General features: G+C 40.9%; 19 protein-coding genes and 1 tRNA gene. 9 read left to right on the forward strand and 11 right to left on the reverse strand.

What is annotated here, in order from left to right; all coding sequences use genetic code 11:
* Positions 1–249 precede the first annotated feature (249 nt).
* Positions 250–1974: a protein-disulfide reductase DsbD family protein gene (locus FXV77_RS19210; RefSeq protein ID WP_148920865.1), complete on the reverse strand. Its 1725-nt coding sequence runs from the start codon at positions 1972–1974 to the stop codon at positions 250–252.
* 23 nt (positions 1975–1997) lie between these two features.
* Positions 1998–3080: a PLP-dependent cysteine synthase family protein gene (locus FXV77_RS19215; RefSeq protein WP_394344153.1), complete on the reverse strand. Its 1083-nt coding sequence runs from the start codon at positions 3078–3080 to the stop codon at positions 1998–2000.
* A gap of 154 nt (positions 3081–3234) precedes the next feature.
* Between FXV77_RS19215 and FXV77_RS19220 the strand changes: the two genes are divergently transcribed.
* The gene (locus FXV77_RS19220) at positions 3235–3693 is read left to right on the forward strand and encodes an Lrp/AsnC family transcriptional regulator (protein ID WP_148920867.1); all 459 of its coding nucleotides are present in this window, start codon (positions 3235–3237) and stop codon (positions 3691–3693) included.
* A 68-nt stretch (positions 3694–3761) separates the two neighbouring features.
* Here FXV77_RS19220 and FXV77_RS19225 read toward each other — a convergent pair whose 3' ends face one another.
* From FXV77_RS19225 to FXV77_RS19235, 3 genes are all read right to left on the reverse strand, one after another.
* Complete coding sequence (locus FXV77_RS19225; protein WP_148920868.1) at positions 3762–6710, reverse strand: M16 family metallopeptidase; 2949 nt, start codon at positions 6708–6710, stop codon at positions 3762–3764.
* A gap of 29 nt (positions 6711–6739) precedes the next feature.
* A complete protein-coding gene (locus FXV77_RS19230) occupies positions 6740–7186 on the reverse strand; it encodes a protein-disulfide reductase DsbD domain-containing protein (RefSeq protein ID WP_148920869.1) in 447 nt (148 codons plus the stop codon).
* 263 nt (positions 7187–7449) lie between these two features.
* A complete protein-coding gene (locus FXV77_RS19235; protein ID WP_148920870.1) occupies positions 7450–8472 on the reverse strand; it encodes a hypothetical protein in 1023 nt (340 codons plus the stop codon).
* Positions 8473–8644: 172 nt separating this feature from the next.
* Here FXV77_RS19235 and FXV77_RS19240 point away from each other — a divergent pair, with 172 nt between their 5' ends.
* Positions 8645–9007, forward strand: a complete 363-nt coding sequence (locus FXV77_RS19240; protein WP_148920871.1) for a DUF2200 domain-containing protein — start codon at positions 8645–8647, stop codon at positions 9005–9007.
* 11 nt (positions 9008–9018) lie between these two features.
* Positions 9019–9450 carry a DUF1801 domain-containing protein gene (locus FXV77_RS19245; protein WP_148920872.1) on the forward strand — a complete coding sequence of 144 codons (432 nt, stop codon included), beginning with the start codon at positions 9019–9021 and terminating at the stop codon, positions 9448–9450.
* A 13-nt stretch (positions 9451–9463) separates the two neighbouring features.
* Here FXV77_RS19245 and FXV77_RS19250 read toward each other — a convergent pair whose 3' ends face one another.
* Complete coding sequence (locus FXV77_RS19250) at positions 9464–10522, reverse strand: NAD(P)-dependent alcohol dehydrogenase (RefSeq protein WP_222867826.1); 1059 nt, start codon at positions 10520–10522, stop codon at positions 9464–9466.
* Between the two features lie 524 nt (positions 10523–11046).
* Between FXV77_RS19250 and FXV77_RS22485 the strand changes: the two genes are divergently transcribed.
* The 6 genes from FXV77_RS22485 to FXV77_RS19280 all read left to right on the forward strand — a co-directional run bounded on the left by FXV77_RS22485 (position 11047) and on the right by FXV77_RS19280 (position 16132).
* Positions 11047–11700: a sensor histidine kinase gene (locus tag FXV77_RS22485; RefSeq protein WP_246162526.1), complete on the forward strand. Its 654-nt coding sequence runs from the start codon at positions 11047–11049 to the stop codon at positions 11698–11700.
* Entirely contained in the window at positions 11697–12452 is a 756-nt protein-coding gene (locus FXV77_RS19260; RefSeq protein ID WP_148920874.1) for a LytR/AlgR family response regulator transcription factor, read from the forward strand. Before FXV77_RS22485 ends, FXV77_RS19260 begins: the two co-directional genes overlap by 4 nt.
* A gap of 137 nt (positions 12453–12589) precedes the next feature.
* Positions 12590–13210 (forward strand): porin family protein, encoded by a 621-nt coding sequence (locus tag FXV77_RS19265; RefSeq protein WP_148920875.1) that lies wholly within the window; start codon positions 12590–12592, stop codon positions 13208–13210.
* A 244-nt stretch (positions 13211–13454) separates the two neighbouring features.
* Entirely contained in the window at positions 13455–14375 is a 921-nt protein-coding gene (locus FXV77_RS19270) for a DUF6268 family outer membrane beta-barrel protein (protein ID WP_148920876.1), read from the forward strand.
* A 3-nt stretch (positions 14376–14378) separates the two neighbouring features.
* Entirely contained in the window at positions 14379–15254 is an 876-nt protein-coding gene (locus tag FXV77_RS19275) for a lysophospholipid acyltransferase family protein (RefSeq protein WP_148920877.1), read from the forward strand.
* Positions 15255–15586: 332 nt separating this feature from the next.
* Positions 15587–16132, forward strand: coding sequence for an OmpA family protein (locus tag FXV77_RS19280; protein WP_148920878.1), 546 nt, complete (start codon positions 15587–15589; stop codon positions 16130–16132).
* 71 nt (positions 16133–16203) lie between these two features.
* Here FXV77_RS19280 and FXV77_RS19285 read toward each other — a convergent pair.
* The 5 genes from FXV77_RS19285 to serC all read right to left on the reverse strand — a co-directional run bounded on the left by FXV77_RS19285 (position 16204) and on the right by serC (position 21141).
* Positions 16204–16276 (reverse strand) — tRNA-Lys (locus FXV77_RS19285).
* A gap of 113 nt (positions 16277–16389) precedes the next feature.
* Positions 16390–17565, reverse strand: coding sequence for a diaminopimelate decarboxylase (lysA, locus tag FXV77_RS19290; protein ID WP_394344154.1), 1176 nt, complete (start codon positions 17563–17565; stop codon positions 16390–16392).
* A gap of 20 nt (positions 17566–17585) precedes the next feature.
* The gene (locus FXV77_RS19295; protein ID WP_148920880.1) at positions 17586–18899 is read right to left on the reverse strand and encodes an aspartate kinase; all 1314 of its coding nucleotides are present in this window, start codon (positions 18897–18899) and stop codon (positions 17586–17588) included.
* A 121-nt stretch (positions 18900–19020) separates the two neighbouring features.
* Positions 19021–19968, reverse strand: coding sequence for a D-2-hydroxyacid dehydrogenase (locus FXV77_RS19300; protein ID WP_148920881.1), 948 nt, complete (start codon positions 19966–19968; stop codon positions 19021–19023).
* A gap of 102 nt (positions 19969–20070) precedes the next feature.
* Positions 20071–21141 (reverse strand): 3-phosphoserine/phosphohydroxythreonine transaminase, encoded by a 1071-nt coding sequence (gene serC / locus FXV77_RS19305; protein WP_148920913.1) that lies wholly within the window; start codon positions 21139–21141, stop codon positions 20071–20073.
* Between the last annotated feature and the right edge of the window lie 89 nt (positions 21142–21230).

Consider the following 21230-nt stretch of genomic DNA (forward strand, 5'->3'; position numbering starts at 1 on the left):
TAGCGATTGGCATACTAGGGGTTTAATACATACGCTAATCGACGGGAGACAAATATAAACATTAAAAAAACAAAAGTCTACCAATACTATAGATTATTTATGTTAGTTCAAGTAACAACTAAAAATAGAAAATGAAAACAATATTTCAAAAAACAATAGAAGTACGCGTTATAAGTGAATAAATAAAAAAGAGCAATCTCTCGACTGCCCTCTTAACTAACTAAACAAAACTATAAAATCGTATTATCATCACAAATTACCTTTAAATACGGAAATACCTTTCTGCAAATAAGCCGCATAGCTGTTTACGTCATAATTTGCGCCGCTTGGCGGTATAAGCACATTACCGTCGGTATCTACAATCACGTATAGCGGTTGTGAGTTACTATTGAACGAAGCAGCCTGAAAATCGCTGTTCTTCTTACCGATAGTGTTGATTTTCTTTCCCGAGTATTCCGATACGTACTGCTCATCGGCTACCAGTTCCGTCCTGTCATCCACGAACAGTTCTACCATCACGAACTCTTCTCGAAGCAGCGAAGCCACCTTTGGATCGGTCCATACATTGGCCTCCATCTTACGACAGTTCACACAGTTCCAACCTGTGAAATCAATCAGTACTGGTTTATTAAGTTCTTTGGCAGCAACAAGTCCTTCCTCATAATCATAATATGGGTCGAAACCTTTTGGCGTACCGCGCTCATGAAAGATCTCATAGTATTTCTTTTGCTTGCCTGTGGCAGTGGAACTTGTAGCGACTGGTGTTCCAAAACCTACTGTAGACAAATCAAAGTCCTGTGTTGCCGATGGTGGCAGAAATGCCGATATCGACTTCAGCGGTGCGCCCCACATACCGGGTACCATATATACCACAAAGGCGAATACGATGACCGACAGGATGGTACGTGGAACAGAAAGATGAGCCACCGGACTATCGTGCGCAAAGCGTATCTTACCGATCAGGTATAGCCCCATGAGCCCAAAGATCACTATCCAAAGCGCCAGAAACACTTCCCTATCCAACCAGTTCCAGTGGTAGGCAAGGTCTACGTTTGAAAGAAACTTGAGGGCCAATGCAAGCTCCAGAAAGCCCAGTACCACTTTGACACTGTTAAGCCAGCCACCCGACTTGGGCAAGGATTTCAGCATGGAAGGGAAGAAAGCAAAGAGTACGAAGGGTATCGCCAGCGCGATAGAGAAGCCAAGCATACCGATGGCAGGTCCCAGCCGCTCACCTTTGGAGGCTGCTTCTACCAGCAGTGTACCAATAATCGGGCCGGTACAGGAGAAAGACACTAAGGCCAGGCTGAAGGCCATAAAAAACAGACCTAATAACCCACCTCTATCTGATTGGGCATCTATCTTATTCACAAAGGAGCTTGGTAGGGTAAGCTCGAAGGCTCCTAAGAAAGAGGCAGCGAACACGACCAGTATCAGAAAGAATAGAAAGTTGAATACACCATTCGTGGACAGGGCATTCAGTGCATCAGAGCCAAATGTTATGGTAATGAGCATACCGAGGGCAACGTAGATGACGATGATGAACAGACCATATAGGAATGCCTGTGATACACCTTTGGCACGGGAACCTCCTTTCTTGGTGAAGAAACTGACGGTAAGTGGCACCATTGGGAAAATGCAGGGCATAATGAAGGCTGCGAATCCGCCGAGTAACCCTGCAATGAAGATCCCCCAGAGAGACTGTCCCCCCTCGGCGCTCGCGTCTACCGACTGCACAGGGGAGTCAATTGCTAGGGTTGCCGCTGTGTCACTCCCTGATGTTCCTTCCTCGAAGATCAGATCTTCCGGTATTTCCAACAGGGTATCGCTTCCAGTAGAAGCCGATTCATCATCTGCCTGACTCTCTTTAAATTCGATCCCATCGGGTGAAATCAGCGTGTCTGCTTCTTGCCCGAATATGATTAAGGGAATCATCAAGACTAAACTTATAAGAAATTTACGTATGCTGTTCATACACTTTGGTTTTTTTGAAAAAGTTATGAAAGTGGAGCAGATATTGGAAGTGATATAAGAGGCTGCATTAGACGACTAATGGGATGGAATCCATCAAACGCCACGTCTGTCGTGATAAATCCATCCTGAACAGGCTCTTCTTTAACCAAATCTGTACTTAAATATTTTTTATTGTCATCACACAGGAGCGTTACAACCGTTGCATCGGGTCCCAGCTGTTCTTTCAATTTAATTGCGCCTATCACGTTTGCTCCGGACGATATACCCACTGCGAGCCCCAACTGTTTTGCCAGTTTTTGCGCCATGAGAATAGAATCACCGTCAGAAGCTTGAATGACTTCGTCTAATTGATCAAGTTTAACAATAGCAGGAATAAATTCATCTGAAATCCCTTGTATACGGTGTGATCCTACTTTATATCCTGTCGTTAAGGTAGGGCTTTCTGCAGGCTCTAACGGATGTACCTTCACAACAGGGTTTATTTGGCGTAGATAATTTCCAACCCCCATTACCGTACCACCTGTTCCCACGCCTGCCACAAATGCATCTGCTGTTTTCCCAATCGATTCTAGTTGCGATGCAATTTCCCGTCCGGTAGTCAACTCGTGCGCTTCAGCGTTATACTGATTTTCAAACTGACGCGGAAGAAATACACCACCTTTTGCAGCCAATTCCTCACTCAAACGGATACTACCAAGAAAACCTCCCTCCTCTTTACTGACCAGTTGTATGTCTGCCCCCATACTCTTGATAATATCGATACGCTCTTTACTAAGCCAATTGGGCATAATAATCTTAACCTGATGTCCCAATGCTTTGCCAATAGCAGAGAATGCTATTCCGGTGTTTCCACTTGTAGCTTCGACAATCATATCATCCGGGCGTATCGCACAGTTCATATAGGCTTTATACAAAATGTACAAAGCCATCCTATCTTTGATACTACCTGTTAAATTGTAATTTTCACACTTCACGTAAATCGTTCCCGGCCTTCCTTGGTAAACATATTGTAATGCTAGCATCGGCGTATTACCTACCAAACACCATAAGTGTTTAAATTTACTATCCAGCTTTGGAGACAGACATTCGCTGATTATCTCTTCCATCATATTTAAATAATTATTTTACAAAATTTGCATTAAACAAAATAATATTCAATACTTACTACAAAAATTCGAAAATATAATTGAAAAATAGAATTAAACAATAATTATTTCAATTTTTCATATCTTTGAACGATTAAATCAAGAAAAACATACCATGGAACTTGACAATGTGGACATGAAGCTTTTGCGTCTCTTGCAAACAGACGCCTCACTCAGCAACAAAGAGTTATCCTATCATCTAAACAAATCGATTGCAGCGGTTCACGAACGCGTGAAAAAACTAAAAGCTAACGGATACATAAAACGTACGGTAGCTATATTGGACCGTTCAAAAGTAGGGATCGACCTCATTTCCTTTTCCCAAGTATTTTTGAAGGCACATACTGCCGAGGTACTAAACGAATTTGAAAGGGAGGTTGCAAAATTTCCGGAAGTAATGGAGTGTTACCAGATGGCTGGTTCGTATGATTTTATGCTACGTATTGCGACCAGAGATATGCAAGCATACCATCAGTTCTTACGGTATAAACTGGCGGTATTACCGCATGTCAATACGGTGCAAACCTATTTTGTGTTGTCTGAAACGAAAAGCGAAACAGCTTATCCGATATAAATCAAATCATAAAAGAAGGCGCCCTTCTATTAAAGACGCCTTCTTTTGTTGACCCATGAGGGACGATCTTAGTATCCAAATATCTCTTCGAGGCTTAACTTCGTAAGTTTTCCGATATTACCAAGTTGCTCATCCGTAACATTCTTCTCGGAAGCGACAATACAATATGTATACGCTTTATTGGCCAACTCCGTTTGGTGGACTTTTTCAATATCAGCGAATTCCATCGTCTTCACTTGGCTATACCAATCCTTACGGCGATCATAGTCGATACCCTTTTTAAGATTTTGCAAGTAGCTGAAGATGATAGCATCCTTTTTGATCCGTTGCGTTTCTATATCGCTGAGGAAGCTTTTCTTGGCAGTATTAAATGCTTTCTCTGAACGTGGCAAGGTATTTAACAGTGCATTCATTCCCGCTACGGCCTCACTTATTTTGTCAGATTGCGTACCAATAAACGCAGACACAGCAAAAGGATCTTCCTTTTTTGCCGGTGATGAATAGGTAGCATAGGTCGTATAAGCCAAACCTTTCGCTTCGCGCAGGTTTTGAAAAACGATGGATCCCATTCCTCCTCCAAAGTAACTGTTAAACAGGGCTACGCTCGCCTCTTTATCTGCCCGATAGTCGCTTCCTTTTCTATACCAGCTGATATCAGCCTGTACCATGTCATAGTCGGTGAAGAGCACCGTGTTTTCTATATGATCTAAACGTTTGTATTGGCGTTTCGCAGGTATGCTGTTATAAGATTCCGGTGATTTGTGATACGCGCTAAGATCAGCCGTATATTGTTTCAAGCTCAAGGGACTGTATGCGATAACTTTGTGCTCGTAATTCAACAGATTATGCAGCAGGGCTACCAGTTCATCCCCTGTTATAGCTGCTAACTCAGCTGAAGAGAGTTGGTCGTTGAAAGGATTTTTTGCACCATACACTGCATAGCTCATCAAACCTTGCATAATATTGCGCTTGTTAGTCTTATTGTTTTGACGCTGTTGCAATACGTCGTTTTTAAGATTATCTAAAGCGGCCTCGTCAACTTTACAGTTCTTTAGCAAATCAGTAAACAATAACATCGTCTCGCCATAATTTTCCTGTAGACCAGTCAGCGTAATACGTGTTTCTTCGCTACTGATATTTATACTGTAGTTACTGGCTAATTTATAGAAAGCCTCCTGTACCTGGGCCGCGGTCATCTTGCCGGTACCAAGATAAGAAAGATAATTACCTGCTAAGGGCAGCAACTTGTCGTTCCAGCTTCCCATGTCAAAAAGAAATGTTTGTCGGAAAAGCTGGTTATCCTTGTTCTGAACATAAAGGACATCTGCTTTACCAGCCTTTGCCTGTTGGATATCGCGCTCATAGTCTAACCATTCAGGCTCGACAGGTAGTGATGGCATTGCAGCAATCTCGTTTAAATAGACAGACTGCTTGTCTGCATTGGTATGCACGGAGGTAATCGGCGGTTTTTCTACTTTAACGATATCACCAGCCTCCCCTTGCTTTTTGTTGACAACAACATAGTTGTCTTTAAAAAACGTCTTAGCGAAATCAACGATCTCCTCTTTGGTGATTTTAGCCAGTGCATCAAGATAGCCTACTTCCTGGTCCCAACCTGCACTTTTAGTACGGATAAAATCGGTAACCAGATGCTGTGTGCGCGCTGTGTTGTTATCCAAACCCTGCAAAAAGGATAGTGTGCTATTCGCACGTATGGCTTCTATTAAAGATGCATCGAATTCTCCCCTCTTCAATAACTCGATTTGTTCCAGCAACAGCGAGCGCACTTCTTCCAGTGTCTGACCTTGCTTCGGATAGCCAAAGAGCGTAAAGAATCCATAGTCTTTTTGTTGATTCAAATTCGCACCTGCCCCCAATACAAGCTGTTTTTGGGATAAATTTAGATCGATTAACCCAGCTTTCCCGTTCGATAGCAATGAGGACGTCACATCGGCCAACAACGCCTCCCGACTGCTGCTCTTACCCACACGGTACCCCATCATCATGTACTGTGCACTTGGACCGAAGACATCGAGAACAGCGGACTTCTGAATTGGTTCCTCCAAAACATCGCTATCGGATACAGCTGTGCCGGACGGAAATGCGCCAAAATAGTGGTCCACCTTTTTAATCATATCATCTGAATTGAAATCTCCCGCCAGCACAACAGCCATATTGTTGGCTACGTAATAGGTGTCATAAAATGAACGTATTACTTTTAGGGATGGATTTTTAAGATGTTCTACGGTTCCCAATGTAGTCTGCTGCCCATAGTTGGTTTTTGGAAAAAGTTCGGCCAATAGTACTTCAAAGCCACGTCTCCCATCATTGTCTATGCTTATGTTCTTTTCCTCATAGACGGTTTCGAGTTCGGTATGGAAAAGTCGAAAAACGGGGTATCGAAAACGTTCGGCCTGTATCATCAAAAATTTATCGATCGAACTCGAGGGGATATCTTCTTTGTAGACGGTTTCATTAAACCACGTGTGTGCGTTAGTACCCTGTGAGCCGATTGTCGACATCAGCTTATCATATTCGTTTGCAATCGAGTAACGGGAGGCCTCCACAGATAGGCTGTCAATATCTTTATAAATTGATCGACGTTTAGCTATATCGGTTTCCTTTGTATACATTTCATACCGTTCTTCGATCTGATCCAATAACGCTTTTTCTGACACCCAATCGGACGTTCCGATTTTATCGGTGCCTTTGAATAAAAGATGCTCCAGATAATGCGCTAATCCTGTATGGGTAGCCGGATCGTTGTTACTGCCGGCACGTACAGCAATCTGAGCCGTTACCCGGGGCTCAATTGCATTTTCGGTCAGGATAACGGTAAATCCATTTTTCAATGTGTAGAAACGCGTATTCATCGGATCATTACTGACGTAACGATACTTATATCCCGCGGCTTCTGCCTCTTTCCAGCTGTGTTTTTCCTGTGCCGCAGCAGGTAGGATAACACCCAATCCGATGAAAAAGATACAAATACGGAAAAAACTATGCTTGATATTCATCGCTATTTTTTAATTGTGTTATACGAAAACTATTTTACAGTAATTGCGAACGCCTTCTCATCCGGAGGAAGGCACTGCTGATCGTTGCAGACCATAAACTCCACTGCACCTTTAACGATCGTCTGGCCTTTCTTCAGTTTTATTTTTTGCTGAAATACAACCTCCTTGCTGAAATACAAGACCTGCATATCAAAAGTCTTTTCAAACTTCTTATTCGGTGTTGGTTCCAATACCTTTCCAACAAGTTGGTAGTCGCTTGACGGTGTAAAATTGAACGAAGTTGGAACAGGGCCGCCCTCACCTATATGTTGCGAATAGATGTTCCAGCCATTATCGATTGTGGCCTTGAGAAAAAGTACTGCTTCATCTTTTCCAGTCTTCTTGGCAGCAAATGTCCACTTAACAGGATCGAAGATCTGTGCCTGTACTGCATTTAGGGCAAATAAGGCCATGATTATTATTGTCAATCTTTTCATATAAACTAATTTCTTTCATCAAACCTCATCATTTTCTAAATTATTATCAATGGCAACTTATATTTTTAGTAAAATTTTCGGTTTTTAAAAAATATTCTGTTATTTTTCTCGTTTGAGAACAAATCCCATCTCAAATCCACAAAATTCTCTAGTCAATTACTGGATTTCCACAATAAATTCTTCCTCGTATTGAACTTTATTAGACAGGGATTTTCATCAGAATCTGGTATAGGATGTTTGAGCAATTCTACAGTAGAGTGTAATTAGTTAATATACAAATGATTTAGATAGATATTATCTTGCTCCGTAAACAACGTTTTTGGCGTACCGTCTACCCATAAGGTAGGAACTGACTTTCCTGCGTTCAAGATATTTCCTAAAACATATATTTTATCATTAAAAATAGTAATACCCATAGCGCTAACATTTTGCCCATCCGTATTTAACTCATATAGTAACTGGTTATTCCTATATACTCTCGCAAGTTTTATACCACTCGCTGACATACTATTGGTTACAAAGTAATAATCATCTCCGTTCATTGTTGTTAAAATATTACTAACTCGCGTTCCAACAGGGTGAGAGAATATTTCGTCGGTACCTTTCCAAACCTTCGCGGCATCTGTATTACAATCTACATTTCCATATCCCATAGTCAACACTTCTCCGTTTTCAACATGTATAAAAGTGGCTTCAGAGGGGGCATTATTAATAGTTTGCATCGTACTTCCGTACCATATACTTGCTGCTTGCGCAAATTGTCCCGCTAAATAATATGCACCATCGTACACTGTGATAGCACGAATACCAGAAAACTGCAGGGCGCCCGAATTTACTTTCTGTTCACCGTTTACCCACAGCCGTTGATAAGGTCGGTTATCTTGATAAACCGTACCGGCCACATAGACATTTCCATTTTCTGCATAAATAGCCGTAGCAGAATTATTTTGAACTGCACTAGATAAATATTCTATCGCTCCATTCTTCCAATATACGATGCGCGTTTTCTTTCCCTCAGCATACTGACTTCCTCCGACGTAGACATCCTGACCATGAGCATAGATCACTTTCGCATCAGCCGATTGGCCTGGAGATAACTTTATTACCGAATCTTGAACAATCAGGACAGCCTTTCGATCGTGTTCATTATAATTATTGCTAAAAGAATATCCTGCATAATAAAATACAGGTTCTTTTATATCGTCATTTATATCATCAGAATCTTTTGTACAAGACACCAAATTGCCGAACAAAATAGTGATTACAAGAATTTTATTTAATTTCATGTCGAACGTTTTTCAATGCATACACTCCTCCATACAAAATTCTGAAGAATAATCTAGCGATTCAATCAGAAACCTTTAACAACCCGTATACTTCGTCTTGAAATCCGTATACAAAACATCTACAAAAAAATGCTAAATTTAAAAATAAAGAGGCACAGCTAAATTACACAACATGAAAACAACACCGGAGCATAATGCACGCATAGCAAAAATGACATTTGCCTCTGTTTATCCACATTATGTGGCCAAAGTGGAAAGCAAAGGCAGAACAAAAGAAGAGTTACATCAAATTATAGAATGGTTGACTGGATTTGACAGCAAAAAACTGCAAGAACTCATTGATGAGAAAGTAACTTTTGAAACATTTTTTGAGAGAGCCAATCTGAATCCCAATGCGTCACTCATAACAGGCGTAATCTGCGGCTATCGGATAGAAGAAATTGAAAACCCATTAACAAGACAAGCCCGGTATTTGGACAAATTGGTGGACGAACTGGCGAAAGGCCGAAAGATGGAAAAGATTTTAAGACAATAAAAGTCTGATAGATGGCAAAGACAAAAACGAGTTATACAGGGGATGATGTTATGGCTTTTGTAAGTTCCTATGTTGACAACGAAGAGAAAAAAGCCGACAGTATTCATTTGATCGAACTCATGCAGGAATGGTCCGGTTTTGAACCCAAAATGTGGGGACCGACCATCATTGGGTTCGGCAATTACCATTACAAGTATGCGAGTGGACACGAAGGCGACGCACCGATTCTTGGGTTTGCTCCACGAAAAGCCGCGTTTTCGTTATACGTTTTCTCCGAGACAGAGAGAAGTAAACTATTGTTGGCTGACCTCGGTAAATTCAAAATGGGCAAAGCCTGCATTTATATAAAGAAACTTGCGGACATCAACATTTCAACGTTGCACGAACTATGCAAAGAATCCATTGACTACATTAACACACATCACGAATGTGCTTGCAGGTAAAAGTCCTTGATCATTAATTTTTCAGAGACACCATATCAATAACAAAACGGTACTTCACATCACCTTTTAAAAGTCGGTCATAAGCTGTATTTATATCCTGCATTTTGATAAGTTCAATATCTGACACAATGTTATGCACACCACAGAAGTCAAGCATTTCTTGCGTTTCCGCAATACTGCCTATGGTCGAACCTGCAAAGTTCCTGCGTGTTGGGATAAGGCTGAACGCGGCAATAGGAAGTGGATGTTCTGGAGCTCCTACAAGCGCTAATGTTCCATCTACTTTTAACAAACTTAGGTAAGCGTTAACATCATGCTGTGCAGAAACACAATCTAAAACAAAATGAAGGGTGTTTGCGTTTGCTTTCATCTGTTCTTCGCTGGTGGATAATATGACTTCATCCGCTCCCAATCGTTGGGCATCGTCCACTTTTGACGGCGAAGTAGTGATGACGACGACGTGAGCGCCCATAGCTTTTGCCAATTTGACGCCCATGTGCCCTAATCCGCCGATACCGACAATACCGACTTTCATTCCCGGGCCAACGTTCCAATGTTTCAGTGGCGACCAGGTCGTTACACCAGCACATAGTAGTGGGGCTGTTGCAGCCAGATTCAAATTATCAGGCACTCGCAGCACGAAATCTTCATCTACGACAATACGCTCTGAATAACCTCCAAAAGTTTGCTTATTGAGGTATTTTTCGTAACCATTGTAAGTTTGTACATTACCTTTTTCACAATATTGCTCACTACCTTTTTTACATTGCTCACATTCGCGACAACTATCGACCATACAACCGACAGCAGCTAAGTCACCAACCTTGAATTTAGTTACACCAGTACCAATTTTTGAGATTCGCCCTACGATTTCATGACCGGGTACATTCGGATAGATCGTACCGCGCCATTCATTACGGGCGGTATGGAGATCCGAATGGCACACTCCACAATATAAGATATCAATTTCAACATCAAGCGCCGTCACTTCACGACGTTCGATACTTAATGGTTTTAGATCTTCTGTTGGCGCTTCCGTGCCAAACGCCTTAACAATATGTGTATCCATCATTACTACTTTCTCTTTCATAGTATCTATATTTTGTGAATATAATATTTTAAAGTAATTGCTTGCAAATGAATTTCATTCCCATGAAAATGAACTTCATCTGAAAACAGAAGCATTTTTCAATAAATCTTACATAGAAACTTTACTTTTGAATAATGTTTCAACTAAAAAAAATAAATGTAAAAAGACTGCTTATCTTTTTCTTCTCCACACTGATATACGCTTTGTGCCAGATGCTTTTCAGCATTATTTTAATGAAAGAAGATTTATGGAGTAATTTTCATAAACAGTTATCCGCTCACTATGTCGTAATCTTTGCTATGTGTATAGCAGATTACCGCTTACTACTGTTTTTAAACAAATATTTACCTTATTCCAAAAATATATTTTTACGTATTGTGGCAGACATTGCAGGTATAACCTTGATATGCCTAATATTATTATGGATATTTAATTTTTTTATATATGATGTATTTCTCATTCCCCAAGAGGGACTGCCTCCTTTCCTTGTCAAGTTTGCATTTGCTATGTCAACAAATATTCCTATTCTATTGGTATTCGAATTAATCCATTATTTCCAATCCGAACAAAAAGCCATAGCCGATTCAGAGAAAGCCAAACGTAAGGTTCTACTGTTTCAGCACGAAACATTGAGATCACAGATAAACCCACATTTCCTATTTAATTCCTTGAATGCATTATCTTCCTTAATATACATAAATCAGGAAAATGCCAACAAGTTTACCAAAGCCCTTTCAAAAACCTATCGGTATGTACTATCACTTACCCAACAGCCGGTAGTGTCTGTTGCGGAAGAATTAGATGCGCTGGATTCGTATATATTCCTTATGAAAATGAGGTTTGAAGACTCTTTTACTTTTACCGTAAATAAAATATCGTCCAGTGAACAGAATAAGATTATTCCCCTTACTCTTCAACTGCTTATAGAGAACGCATTCAAGCACAATATCGCAACCGAAGAATCAACTTTGAATATTACAATTAATGTTGATAAAGACTATATTACGGTCGAAAATAATATCCAACCATCAGGCAGTACGGATAAAGGTGGAATCGGGCTAAAATACATTTCCAAGCAATATAAAATCTATGCTAAAGAAGTTACGGTTGAGCATACTGGACAAATGTTTATTGTAAAAATCCCCTATATACAGCCATGAAGTACCTGATAGTAGAAGATGAGCGGTTCGCATACGAAGAACTGAAACGTATGATGATGAAATTACGTCCAGATTATCTGTTGGAGAAGCAAACGAAAACGGTCATAGATACCATTGGATTTCTGAAAGAATCCGCTATTGATTTGATTCTTATGGATATCCGTCTTGCAGACGGCAATTGCTTCGAAATATTTAACCATGTCGAGGTTACTACACCTGTTATATTTACGACGGCTTACGATGAACATGCCATTAAGGCATTTAAGCTCAACAGTATCGATTACCTGTTAAAACCATTTGATGAGACAGAATTGGAGACTGCATTGACCAAATTTGAGAATATCTTTCATAACAACCCTTACAATAGCAGTTCTAAGGACTTTGAGCAACTATTATCGCTTACGACCAAAAACCGTTTCCTGATATCCAAAGGGGAACACTATCATTATATAGAGACCAACGATATCGCCCATTTTTATAGTGAAGACGGGGTTGTCTTCCTCCACACATTCAACGATAGACGATATATCGTTAATTATACGTTAGACCAACTGGAGCAACAGCTTGATAACCATTTGTTTTTCCGTGTGTCGCGTAATTGCATCGGGAATGTCAAAGCTATTGAAAATGTTACGAAATATTTCAACAGCCGTCTGAAGCTTTCCTTTTTGCCGGAATGCCCCAATAAGGTTTTGGTAAGCCGAGTACGCGTGCCAGACTTTCTGAAATGGATGGACGGTATCGTGCAATAGCTTGGCGGAAAACTCCATCCCTTGGATAGTGCATTTCATTTATTAATTTCTAAAGCTTATCGCTTACAGATTTCGTAACCGTACCGTTCGTCGTTCTTTTGTTCAGAATTTAAAAACAATATTAAAATTTTAGAACAATGAAAAAGAACACATTAACATTTATTTTCGCGGTAGGCGCACTGATTTTCTTCTCTCAATTATCCGCACAGGAAAATCCCTTATCAGTCGGTTTCAAAGCCGGAACAGGTTTATCAAATTATCGGTTGAGCGGTGATATGAAAAGCTTCACAAGTAAAATGAGCATTGGAGGTTCTGTCGGAGGTTTTGTCAAATATGACCTGAGCTCAAATTTCGCTCTACAGTCTGGGATTGATCTATATTACAGCACCTCCAAGCTGGATTCTAAGGTAGATAAATCGTCCAATAAATTGAAATCCTTAGGCGTAGAGATACCTCTTTACGGAATTGTACAAGGAAAGTTGGGTAGCGGAAAAGCCTTTATAGGGGCAGGCCCGTATGTCGGTTATGGCATCAGTATGAAGTCCAATGGTGTAAACCTGTTCAAAAATAGCAACGAAGCAGGCAAACTGGTCATGAACCGTTTTGACTACGGTTTAGGCGGTATTGCTGGGTACGACTTTGATAAAAATTGGCAAATAAATGCAAGTTATCAGCTTGGCATTGCAGACTTGCTCAAAGGCAAAGGTGGTTCAATGAAAAACCATGGGATATCTGTTGGAATAGCGTATAAATTCTAAAAATCGCGAAGTCATCAGAAACAGATTGCGCACCGAAGTTTAGACACATAACAAAAGCGAAATGCCTGAATTTACGTACGCAACTGCTTTTTTTGAGTATACATAAACAGAATAAGGGTATAGCTAGGCAAGATTGTCCTTATATAAAAAGGATTGCCATGTTCGTCATCTCTTTCTGTTTTGCCTCTTTCATCATTTTGTTGCTCAAAATATAATAAATAAGTACAAATACAATTTTAAAATCGTGAAGTCAATCTCAATATTCTTAGCAACATGGGTTATGCTATTATGTCTGGACGCAAAAGCACAGCAGGTGTTGTTCAGGACAGAATACATCGGAAATTCAGGTTACTATTATTTGCCTCCGGGTGAGAAACCAAAGGAAAAAATTGGTGATGCAAAAGGCTCGTCCATGGTTTACCAGGGAACGTTCAGTATGCCATTATCCATGAAATTAAACGAGAACAATCGTCCGACTGCTTGGGGAATTGGTTTTAGCGGGGCATACGTTTCGTTGAAAAACCAAAATTTCTCGGAACAAATGGTGTCCGAAATGATGAACTTACAGTTAGGCGTCCATCATTTACGTCCGCTGAACGACAAGTGGTCGATGAGGGCAAGTGTCGGAATGGGGGTATTTACACCAACTACCGATTTTTCCAAAATCAGCTTCAGAAATGTACTTGGAAGTGGAGGTGTTGTTTTTATCCGTCATCTGAATCCCAATCTTGATATCGGAGGTGGTTTAGCTATAAACAGTTCTCTGGGCTACCCAATGGTGTTTCCTGCCGTTTACGTCAATTGGAAGCGAGATGGAAAATACGATATAAATATTGAACTGATCGAGGGCTTGGATGTGTCGGTAGGCTATGGCTTCAATGACAGGTTCAAATTATCATATGCCCTTGAAATGAACGGACAGGTAGCCTTGTTGGAAAAAGACGGCAAAGACGTGATATTCTCACATCAGTATATCGTTACTGGGTTTCGCCCCGAAGTAAAACTTGGTAAAAAAGGGCTATCCGTGACGGGTATGGCGGGGCTGAACCTATACCGTCCTGCATCATACAGCGACAGAACTTTGAAAGGAGTGTTTGCAGGTGACAATGACTATCATTTTTCTGTCTCTCCGTATGCATCCATTGGTTTAAAAATGAAATTTTAATTCATGAACATGAAGCAAGCCATACAGACTATTGCCTATAGAAGCATTTATACTGTCACCTACGTCATAAGCCTGTTACCGATGGTTTTTCTCTATGTGATGGCTTCTTTCACTTTTTTCCTTGTTTATCACATTATCGGCTACAGGAAAGCGGTAGTTTTTCAAAATGTTGCACGTTCATTTCCTGAAAAGCGATATGGGGAAGTCCATGCTATTGTAAAAAAGTTCTACGCTTGCTTTGTCGCCTATTTTGCTGAAATTATAAAAAGTATTTCTGCTCCGGCAGAAGTACTTGATAGAAAAATAATATTTGAGAATTTGGAATTGATAGACCAATATGTAAACTCCGGAAGAAATGTCATTGCCTGTCTAGGACATTGTGGCAACTGGGAGATGCTAAATTTTATGCCATATAAAATACCCCACGAAATATATGCTGTTTACAAACCCCTTAGGTCAGGTATGATGAACAGGCTGATGATTAAACTAAGATCACGTTTTGGTATGAAGCTATTAGCTGACAGTGCAGTTATGCGCTATATTCTATCTAAAAGTTCGAGGCCTGCCGTCTATCTTTTTCTTGCTGACCAATGTCCACGGATAAAAGATGAAAGATATAGATTTTCTTTATTGAATCAGGAAACCTATTTCTTTTCAGGTATGGAAAAATTGGCTCGAAAGGGACAGACAGCAGTTATCTACCTGCACATTACACAGCTATTGAAAGGAAACTACAAAATAGTCTGCGTACCAATATGCTCCAATGCGGAATCTACGACCGATGGCGAAATAACCCAAAAGTACATAGACCTATTAGCAGAAAATATCAGGGAAGAACCATACGGTTGGTTGTGGACACATAAACGTTGGAAACGATGAATATTATGGTTTACATACTCTCCATCATATTAATGGTAATTGCATTGATATTGATAAGCTGCACTATTCTTCTTTATGTTTTTCTAAAATCTGTTTTTGAGGACTGATTGCGAGATGCTACAACGCATATCAAAAAGATATAATATCGTTACCGAAATCCAAGGATAAGAAAAGAAGCTGTCAGCAGAGACGGCCAGTGTTATTGACAAAGCAATAAAATGACAGTTTACCTCCAAGAGGTATGGCGTAAAGCCAAAATCATACGTTTTGCTAGGGAGGATAAAAGAATATATCGTACCTTTGGGGTATACACGTTAATAAAGGAACATACTATGAAGCGTATAATAAAAAGCTTTTTAGCAACAAGTTGCGTTTTATTGGTCTTCAACCTGTCTGCTTGCAAGTCCAAAAAAATCGTGGTTAATCCAAGTAGCCAGATTGAACAGACACCCGTACGGGAAGAACCCGTAGAGGTAGTGGAAGAACCTGTCATTGCTCAGGAAGAACCACGCAAAGACCCTGAACCGGTGGTCGAAAAATCGAATTTCAATTTCAAGAACGTCCTGTTTGAATTTGATTCTAGTGTACTCAAAACCGAGTCCTATAGTGTGTTGGACAATATCGTCCGAGAGATGCAGAAAGATCCGTCGGCCAATTTTATCATCAATGGTCATTCATCCGTTGAGGGTACGGCCGAATACAACCAATCGCTATCTGAGGACAGAGCCAATGCGGTCAAGCTCTATATCGTCAACGCCGGAGTGCCATCCGAAAATCTTAGCGCCAGAGGATTTGGTGCTTCCAAACCGGTTGCATCCAACGATACAGAAAGCGGGAGGGAACAAAATCGGCGGGTAGAAATATCGGCCGTACAATAGCAGGATTTTCGAATCCTTGGCTTCTCATCCCAGCTAACAAAAAAAGCAACCCTTTTGGAGTTGCTTTTTTGTGATCCCGCTGGGATTCGAACCCAGGACCCATACATTAAAAGTGTATTGCTCTACCAGCTGAGCTACGGAATCTTACTTCTTTTTCTGAAGCATCGCTTCGTCGTTTGAAGTGATGCAAAAGTAGGTATTTCGATTTAAAATCCAAAGACTCTTCACCTCTTTTTTTCAGAAAAACAAAAACCCATTCATAGTGAGGGGGATAAATTTAACACATCGCTATACACATAGCGTACTTCGTCACGCAAATTATAACGCGAGGCCATAACTTCACCGTAGGCGCCCGCCGTTCGGATAGCAATCAAGTCTCCCCTCTTCGATTTCGGCAAAGGCACTTCTTTACCAAAACAATCAGAACTTTCGCAGATTGGCCCAACAACATCGTACTGGACCGTTGGCTCTTCGTCTGTATCCACACCCTCTATTTTATGATACGCTTGGTACAGTGCCGGTCTCATCAGCTCTGTCATCCCCGCGTCAACCACTAAAAAGTGTTTCTTTATACCACTTTTAGTATACAATACCTTCGTAATAAGCGAGCCGGATTGTGCCACCAATGCACGTCCTAATTCAAAATGAACCTCTTGATGTGCACTCCGCTCCAAAAACCGGTCGAATATATCAAAATACGCCTCAAAATCAGGAATTGGGTTTTCGTCCGGCTGTTGGTAATCGACCCCCAAACCACCTCCAACATTCAAGACTTTGATTTGCGTTCCCCGTTCCTCAAACCAGTTTTTCCACTCGTTTACTTTTACGCATAAGCTCTTGAAAACATTCATATCGGTAATCTGGGATCCAACATGGAAATGCAATCCCACTAGCTCCACGTGCTGCGCCTGTCGGATGACCGACGCCGCACTCTCCAATTCGGAAGTTGGAACCCCGAACTTGTTCTCATCAAGCCCGGTCGTGATATAATGATGCGTATTCGCATCGATATTTGGATTAATCCGTAACGACACACTCGCAATGACACCTAGCTTACCTGCCAGCTCATTGATGACTTCCATCTCTTGAATCGATTCCACGTTAAAAGCAAATATGCCACGCTGCAACGACAGGATAATTTCTTTATCTGACTTACCTACCCCGGCAAATGTAATCATATCGGCTGCAAAGCCCATATCAATCGCCTTTTGCACCTCATTTCCACTCACACAATCTGCCCCAAATCCTTTCGATTGAATCACAGACAACAAGCGGTCGTTAAAATTGGCTTTCAGTGCATAATGCACATGAAAACCGCGCTTATCTGCTGCACGTTTCGCCTGCTCCAACGTCTCTTCTAATAGATTGAGGTCGTAGTAGTAGAATGGCGTTTCTAATTCTTTGATTCTTTCTCGCTGACTGTTATTAAACAACATATAATCTTTATTACAATCTAAAATAACCTATTATGCAAGGAACGAAGCGCTTCTGTTTTATGACTGGTATCCAACAGGATAGAGACATTATAATCCGATCCTCCATAAGAAATCATGCGCAAAGGAAGATGTTTGATCGCGTCTAATACCTTAGCGGCATAACCATGTGTATTGGCACTGAAATCACCAACTACGCAGACGATCGTCTGATCGCGATCTATGTGAACAGAACCGAAGTCTTCAACCTCCTTGATGATATCATCTAGGTTTCGAGTTTCATCTACAGTCAACGAAACAGCCACTTCGGATGTTGTAATCATATCGATAGGTGTTTTATAGCGCTCAAATATTTCGAATATCTTGCGCAAGAAACCATAAGCCAACAACATACGGGAAGAGTGGATATGGATGGCCGTAATTCCATCTTTAGCGGCAATCGCTCTGATTTGCCCTTTGCTACCCCCTTCTTTGCTTATCAGTGTACCTACTGCCTGCGAATCCATTGTATTCAATAAACGCACCGGCACATTATACCGCTGTGCTGGAAAAACACTCTGCGGGTGTAAAATCTTCGCACCGAAATAAGCTAATTCCGCTGCTTCATCAAAACTGAGATTTGCTATCGGCTGTGTTCCTTTTACGACACGCGGATCGTTATTGTGCATCCCGTCGATATCTGTCCATATCTGGACTTCGTCCGCCTGAATAGCTGCTCCAATAAGCGAAGCCGTATAATCAGATCCTCCACGACGTAAATTGTCGATTTCACCAAACGAATTACGACAGATATAACCTTGTGTAATAAACAAAGTATTATCGGAATGTTCCGCCAATAAAGCGGAAAGCTTCTCTCCAATATACGGCACCATAGGCTCGTTGTCTTCATCTATTTTCATAAAATCCAACGCAGGCAACAACACCGATGAAACACCGATCTCTTCTAAATGGAAATGAAACAAAGTGGTGGATAACAACTCTCCTTGTGCCAAGATGATTTTTTCTTCGATGGGTGTAAACATTTCGTTACCCAAAGAAGCAATGTAATTAAAGTGATAGTCAATTAGATTCTTTCCCTTTCCAAGTCCTTGTTCTGTCGTGAAAAGTTCCTTAATTAATTCCTCGTACTTATCCTTATGCTGCTTGACTAGACCTAGCGCCTCTTCCGTCTTACCAGCTAGAAAGGCATGTCCTATCTCCACCAAAGCATTTGTTGTACCCGCCACTGCCGACAGAACAACAATCTGGCGCTCCTGAGGGTCTACAATCTCCAATAACCCTTTAATACGTTGGGCACTCCCCACCGATGTGCCACCAAATTTTAGAATCTTCATATTATAATTATAGTATCTATTGCTATCTCTTTAAAAACCTATAAATGTAGTTATTTTACACAAAAATGCGGCACAAATGCTTTTCATTGCTTTTGTGCCGCATAAATTTTATGCGGAAGAATTACTTCTTCAAGGCATCTATTAGCAGCGTTGCCAATTCGATACCGATTCGCTCCTGTGCCTCATTTGTTGCCGCTCCGATATGTGGTGTCAAAGAAATCCGCGGATGGCTCAAAATCTCTTGTCTAGGCGTTGGTTCATTGTCAAACACATCTAACGCTGCAAAAGATACTTTACCTTCATCAAGCGCTTTGATAAGCTCTAACTCATCTATTACGCCACCACGTGCAGCATTTACTAATCCTACTCCGTCTTTTAACAAAGCAAACTCTTCTTTTCCGATAGCCGGTTTATCCAAGAAAGGAACGTGAAGGGTAATAAAATCAGATTTCTTTAATACCTCTTCGAAAGCTACTTGCTTCACAGGTAAGTCTACTTGAACGCCTCCGGTAAATGTCAACGATAAGGATGTCGGTCCGTCAAATAGATCGGTATAGATAACGTCCATGCCCAATCCAAGAGCTACTTTCGCTGTTTCCCGACCGATCCTTCCAAATCCAACTACACCTAATGTCTTTCCTCTCAATTCCACGCCTTTTGCATACGCTTTTTTAAGCCCTGCAAAGTTGGTGTTTCCTTCTACCGGCATCTTGCGGTTAGCATCGTACAAAAAGCGCACACCATTTAAAAGGTGGGCAAATACAAGTTCTCCTACAGATAATGATGAAGCCGCTGGCGTATTGATTACGGCAACACCTTTCGATCGTGCATAATCAACATCAATATTGTCCATCCCTACACCGCCACGACCGATCGCTTTAATATTTGGACACACATCAAGCAGTGCTTGACGAACTTTAGTGGCACTACGTACTGTAATGGCATCATAAGCCTTTAATTTTTCTGCAAGCTCTTCTTGCGGAATATGATTTGTATCTACCTCAAATCCGGCATCTTCCAACAGTTTCTTACCCGCAGCATCAATACCGTCGTTTGCTAATATTTTCATCTGTATAATTTTCTTTCAATGGCGATGAAGCTATCAGGTTTATTCGCCCCCCTCTGCGGTTTGAATAAACCATGATGGTTTCATCTAAATAAATTGTTTATTCTATTTATTACTCAATTCTTCAAATTCTTTCATAATATCGACCAAGGCATTAATAGAACTAATCCCTAAGGCGTTATAAATCGATGCTCTGAAACCTCCAACCGAACGATGCCCTTTAATACCCACCATTCCGCGCTCTTGCGCGAGCTTCAAGAAAGCAGTCTCCTGTTCTGGTGTATCCATGACAAATGTCACATTCATCCGAGAACGGTCTTCTTCATTGGCTGTTCCTCTAAAAAATGGATTCCGCTCGATCTCATCGTATAACGTGCGTGCTTTAATGATATTCTCTTGTTCGATTACCGAGATACCACCTTTCTCCTTTAACCAACGCAGGTTCAGCATCGACACATAAATAGAGAATACCGGAGGGGTATTATAAAGGGATCCGGCTTTCGCATGCGCCTGATAATCCAATATTGATGGTATGGTACGTCCTGTTTTCCCTAAAATATCATTCTTTACAATGACCAATGTAGCTCCCGCCGGCCCCATGTTTTTCTGCGCACCCGCATATATTAAATCATAGTCGGCAACGTTGATTACGCGGCTCAATATATCCGATGACATATCCACTACCGTAGGAAGATTAACATTCGGTTTTTCAAATACCTCCGTACCGTAAATGGTATTATTTGATGTGTAATGGAAATAAGTGGCATCCGCAGGCACTGAAAACTCCTTAGGAATGTAAGTATAGTTTTTATCGGACGATGAAGCTACAATCTCTACCTGCCCTATTTTCGACGCTTCTTTTGCAGCCTTTGTCGCCCAGACACCCGTATCCAAATATGCCGCTTTTCCCCCTTCGGGCAAAAGATTCATAGGAACCATGGCAAATTGCTGACTTGCCCCCCCTTGTAAAAACAAAACAGAATAGTCAGATGGAACATCCAAAAGTTCACGAACCAAAGCCTCCGCTTCTTGAATCACTTGCTCAAATTCTTTGGAACGGTGCGATATTTCAAGAATGGAAAGCCCAGTATTATTGAAATCAATTACAGCTTGCGAAGCTTCTTGAAATACTTCCTTTGGAAGTATGCATGGTCCTGCCCCAAAATTGTGTTTCATCATGAATTTATTTTATGTGAATAAATGAACCGCAAAAATAGCACATTTTTTAATTTTCTTCATATTTCACAAACTTTTATTGAAAAATA

The sequence above is a fragment of the Sphingobacterium phlebotomi genome (genome assembly GCF_008180195.1).
Taxonomy (GTDB): Bacteria; Bacteroidota; Bacteroidia; order Sphingobacteriales; family Sphingobacteriaceae; genus Sphingobacterium; species Sphingobacterium phlebotomi.

Bases quoted from the DNA above. Each gene is read 5' to 3' on its own strand.
- FXV77_RS19215 (WP_394344153.1), bottom strand. From the start codon at position 3,080: ATGGAAGAGATAATCAGCGAATGTCTGTCTCCAAAGCTGGATAGTAAA.
- serC (WP_148920913.1), bottom strand. From the start codon at position 21,141: ATGAAACACAATTTTGGGGCAGGACCATGCATACTTCCAAAGGAAGTA.
- FXV77_RS19300 (WP_148920881.1), bottom strand. From the start codon at position 19,968: ATGAAAATATTAGCAAACGACGGTATTGATGCTGCGGGTAAGAAACTG.
- FXV77_RS19210 (WP_148920865.1), bottom strand. From the start codon at position 1,974: ATGAACAGCATACGTAAATTTCTTATAAGTTTAGTCTTGATGATTCCC.
- FXV77_RS22485 (WP_246162526.1), top strand. From the start codon at position 11,047: ATGTCAACAAATATTCCTATTCTATTGGTATTCGAATTAATCCATTAT.
- FXV77_RS19275 (WP_148920877.1), top strand. From the start codon at position 14,379: ATGAACATGAAGCAAGCCATACAGACTATTGCCTATAGAAGCATTTAT.
- FXV77_RS19225 (WP_148920868.1), bottom strand. From the start codon at position 6,710: ATGAATATCAAGCATAGTTTTTTCCGTATTTGTATCTTTTTCATCGGA.
- FXV77_RS19235 (WP_148920870.1), bottom strand. From the start codon at position 8,472: ATGAAATTAAATAAAATTCTTGTAATCACTATTTTGTTCGGCAATTTG.
- FXV77_RS19250 (WP_222867826.1), bottom strand. From the start codon at position 10,522: ATGATGGATACACATATTGTTAAGGCGTTTGGCACGGAAGCGCCAACA.
- FXV77_RS19220 (WP_148920867.1), top strand. From the start codon at position 3,235: ATGGAACTTGACAATGTGGACATGAAGCTTTTGCGTCTCTTGCAAACA.
- FXV77_RS19265 (WP_148920875.1), top strand. From the start codon at position 12,590: ATGAAAAAGAACACATTAACATTTATTTTCGCGGTAGGCGCACTGATT.
- FXV77_RS19280 (WP_148920878.1), top strand. From the start codon at position 15,587: ATGAAGCGTATAATAAAAAGCTTTTTAGCAACAAGTTGCGTTTTATTG.
- FXV77_RS19260 (WP_148920874.1), top strand. From the start codon at position 11,697: ATGAAGTACCTGATAGTAGAAGATGAGCGGTTCGCATACGAAGAACTG.
- FXV77_RS19240 (WP_148920871.1), top strand. From the start codon at position 8,645: ATGAAAACAACACCGGAGCATAATGCACGCATAGCAAAAATGACATTT.
- FXV77_RS19245 (WP_148920872.1), top strand. From the start codon at position 9,019: ATGGCAAAGACAAAAACGAGTTATACAGGGGATGATGTTATGGCTTTT.
- FXV77_RS19295 (WP_148920880.1), bottom strand. From the start codon at position 18,899: ATGAAGATTCTAAAATTTGGTGGCACATCGGTGGGGAGTGCCCAACGT.
- FXV77_RS19230 (WP_148920869.1), bottom strand. From the start codon at position 7,186: ATGAAAAGATTGACAATAATAATCATGGCCTTATTTGCCCTAAATGCA.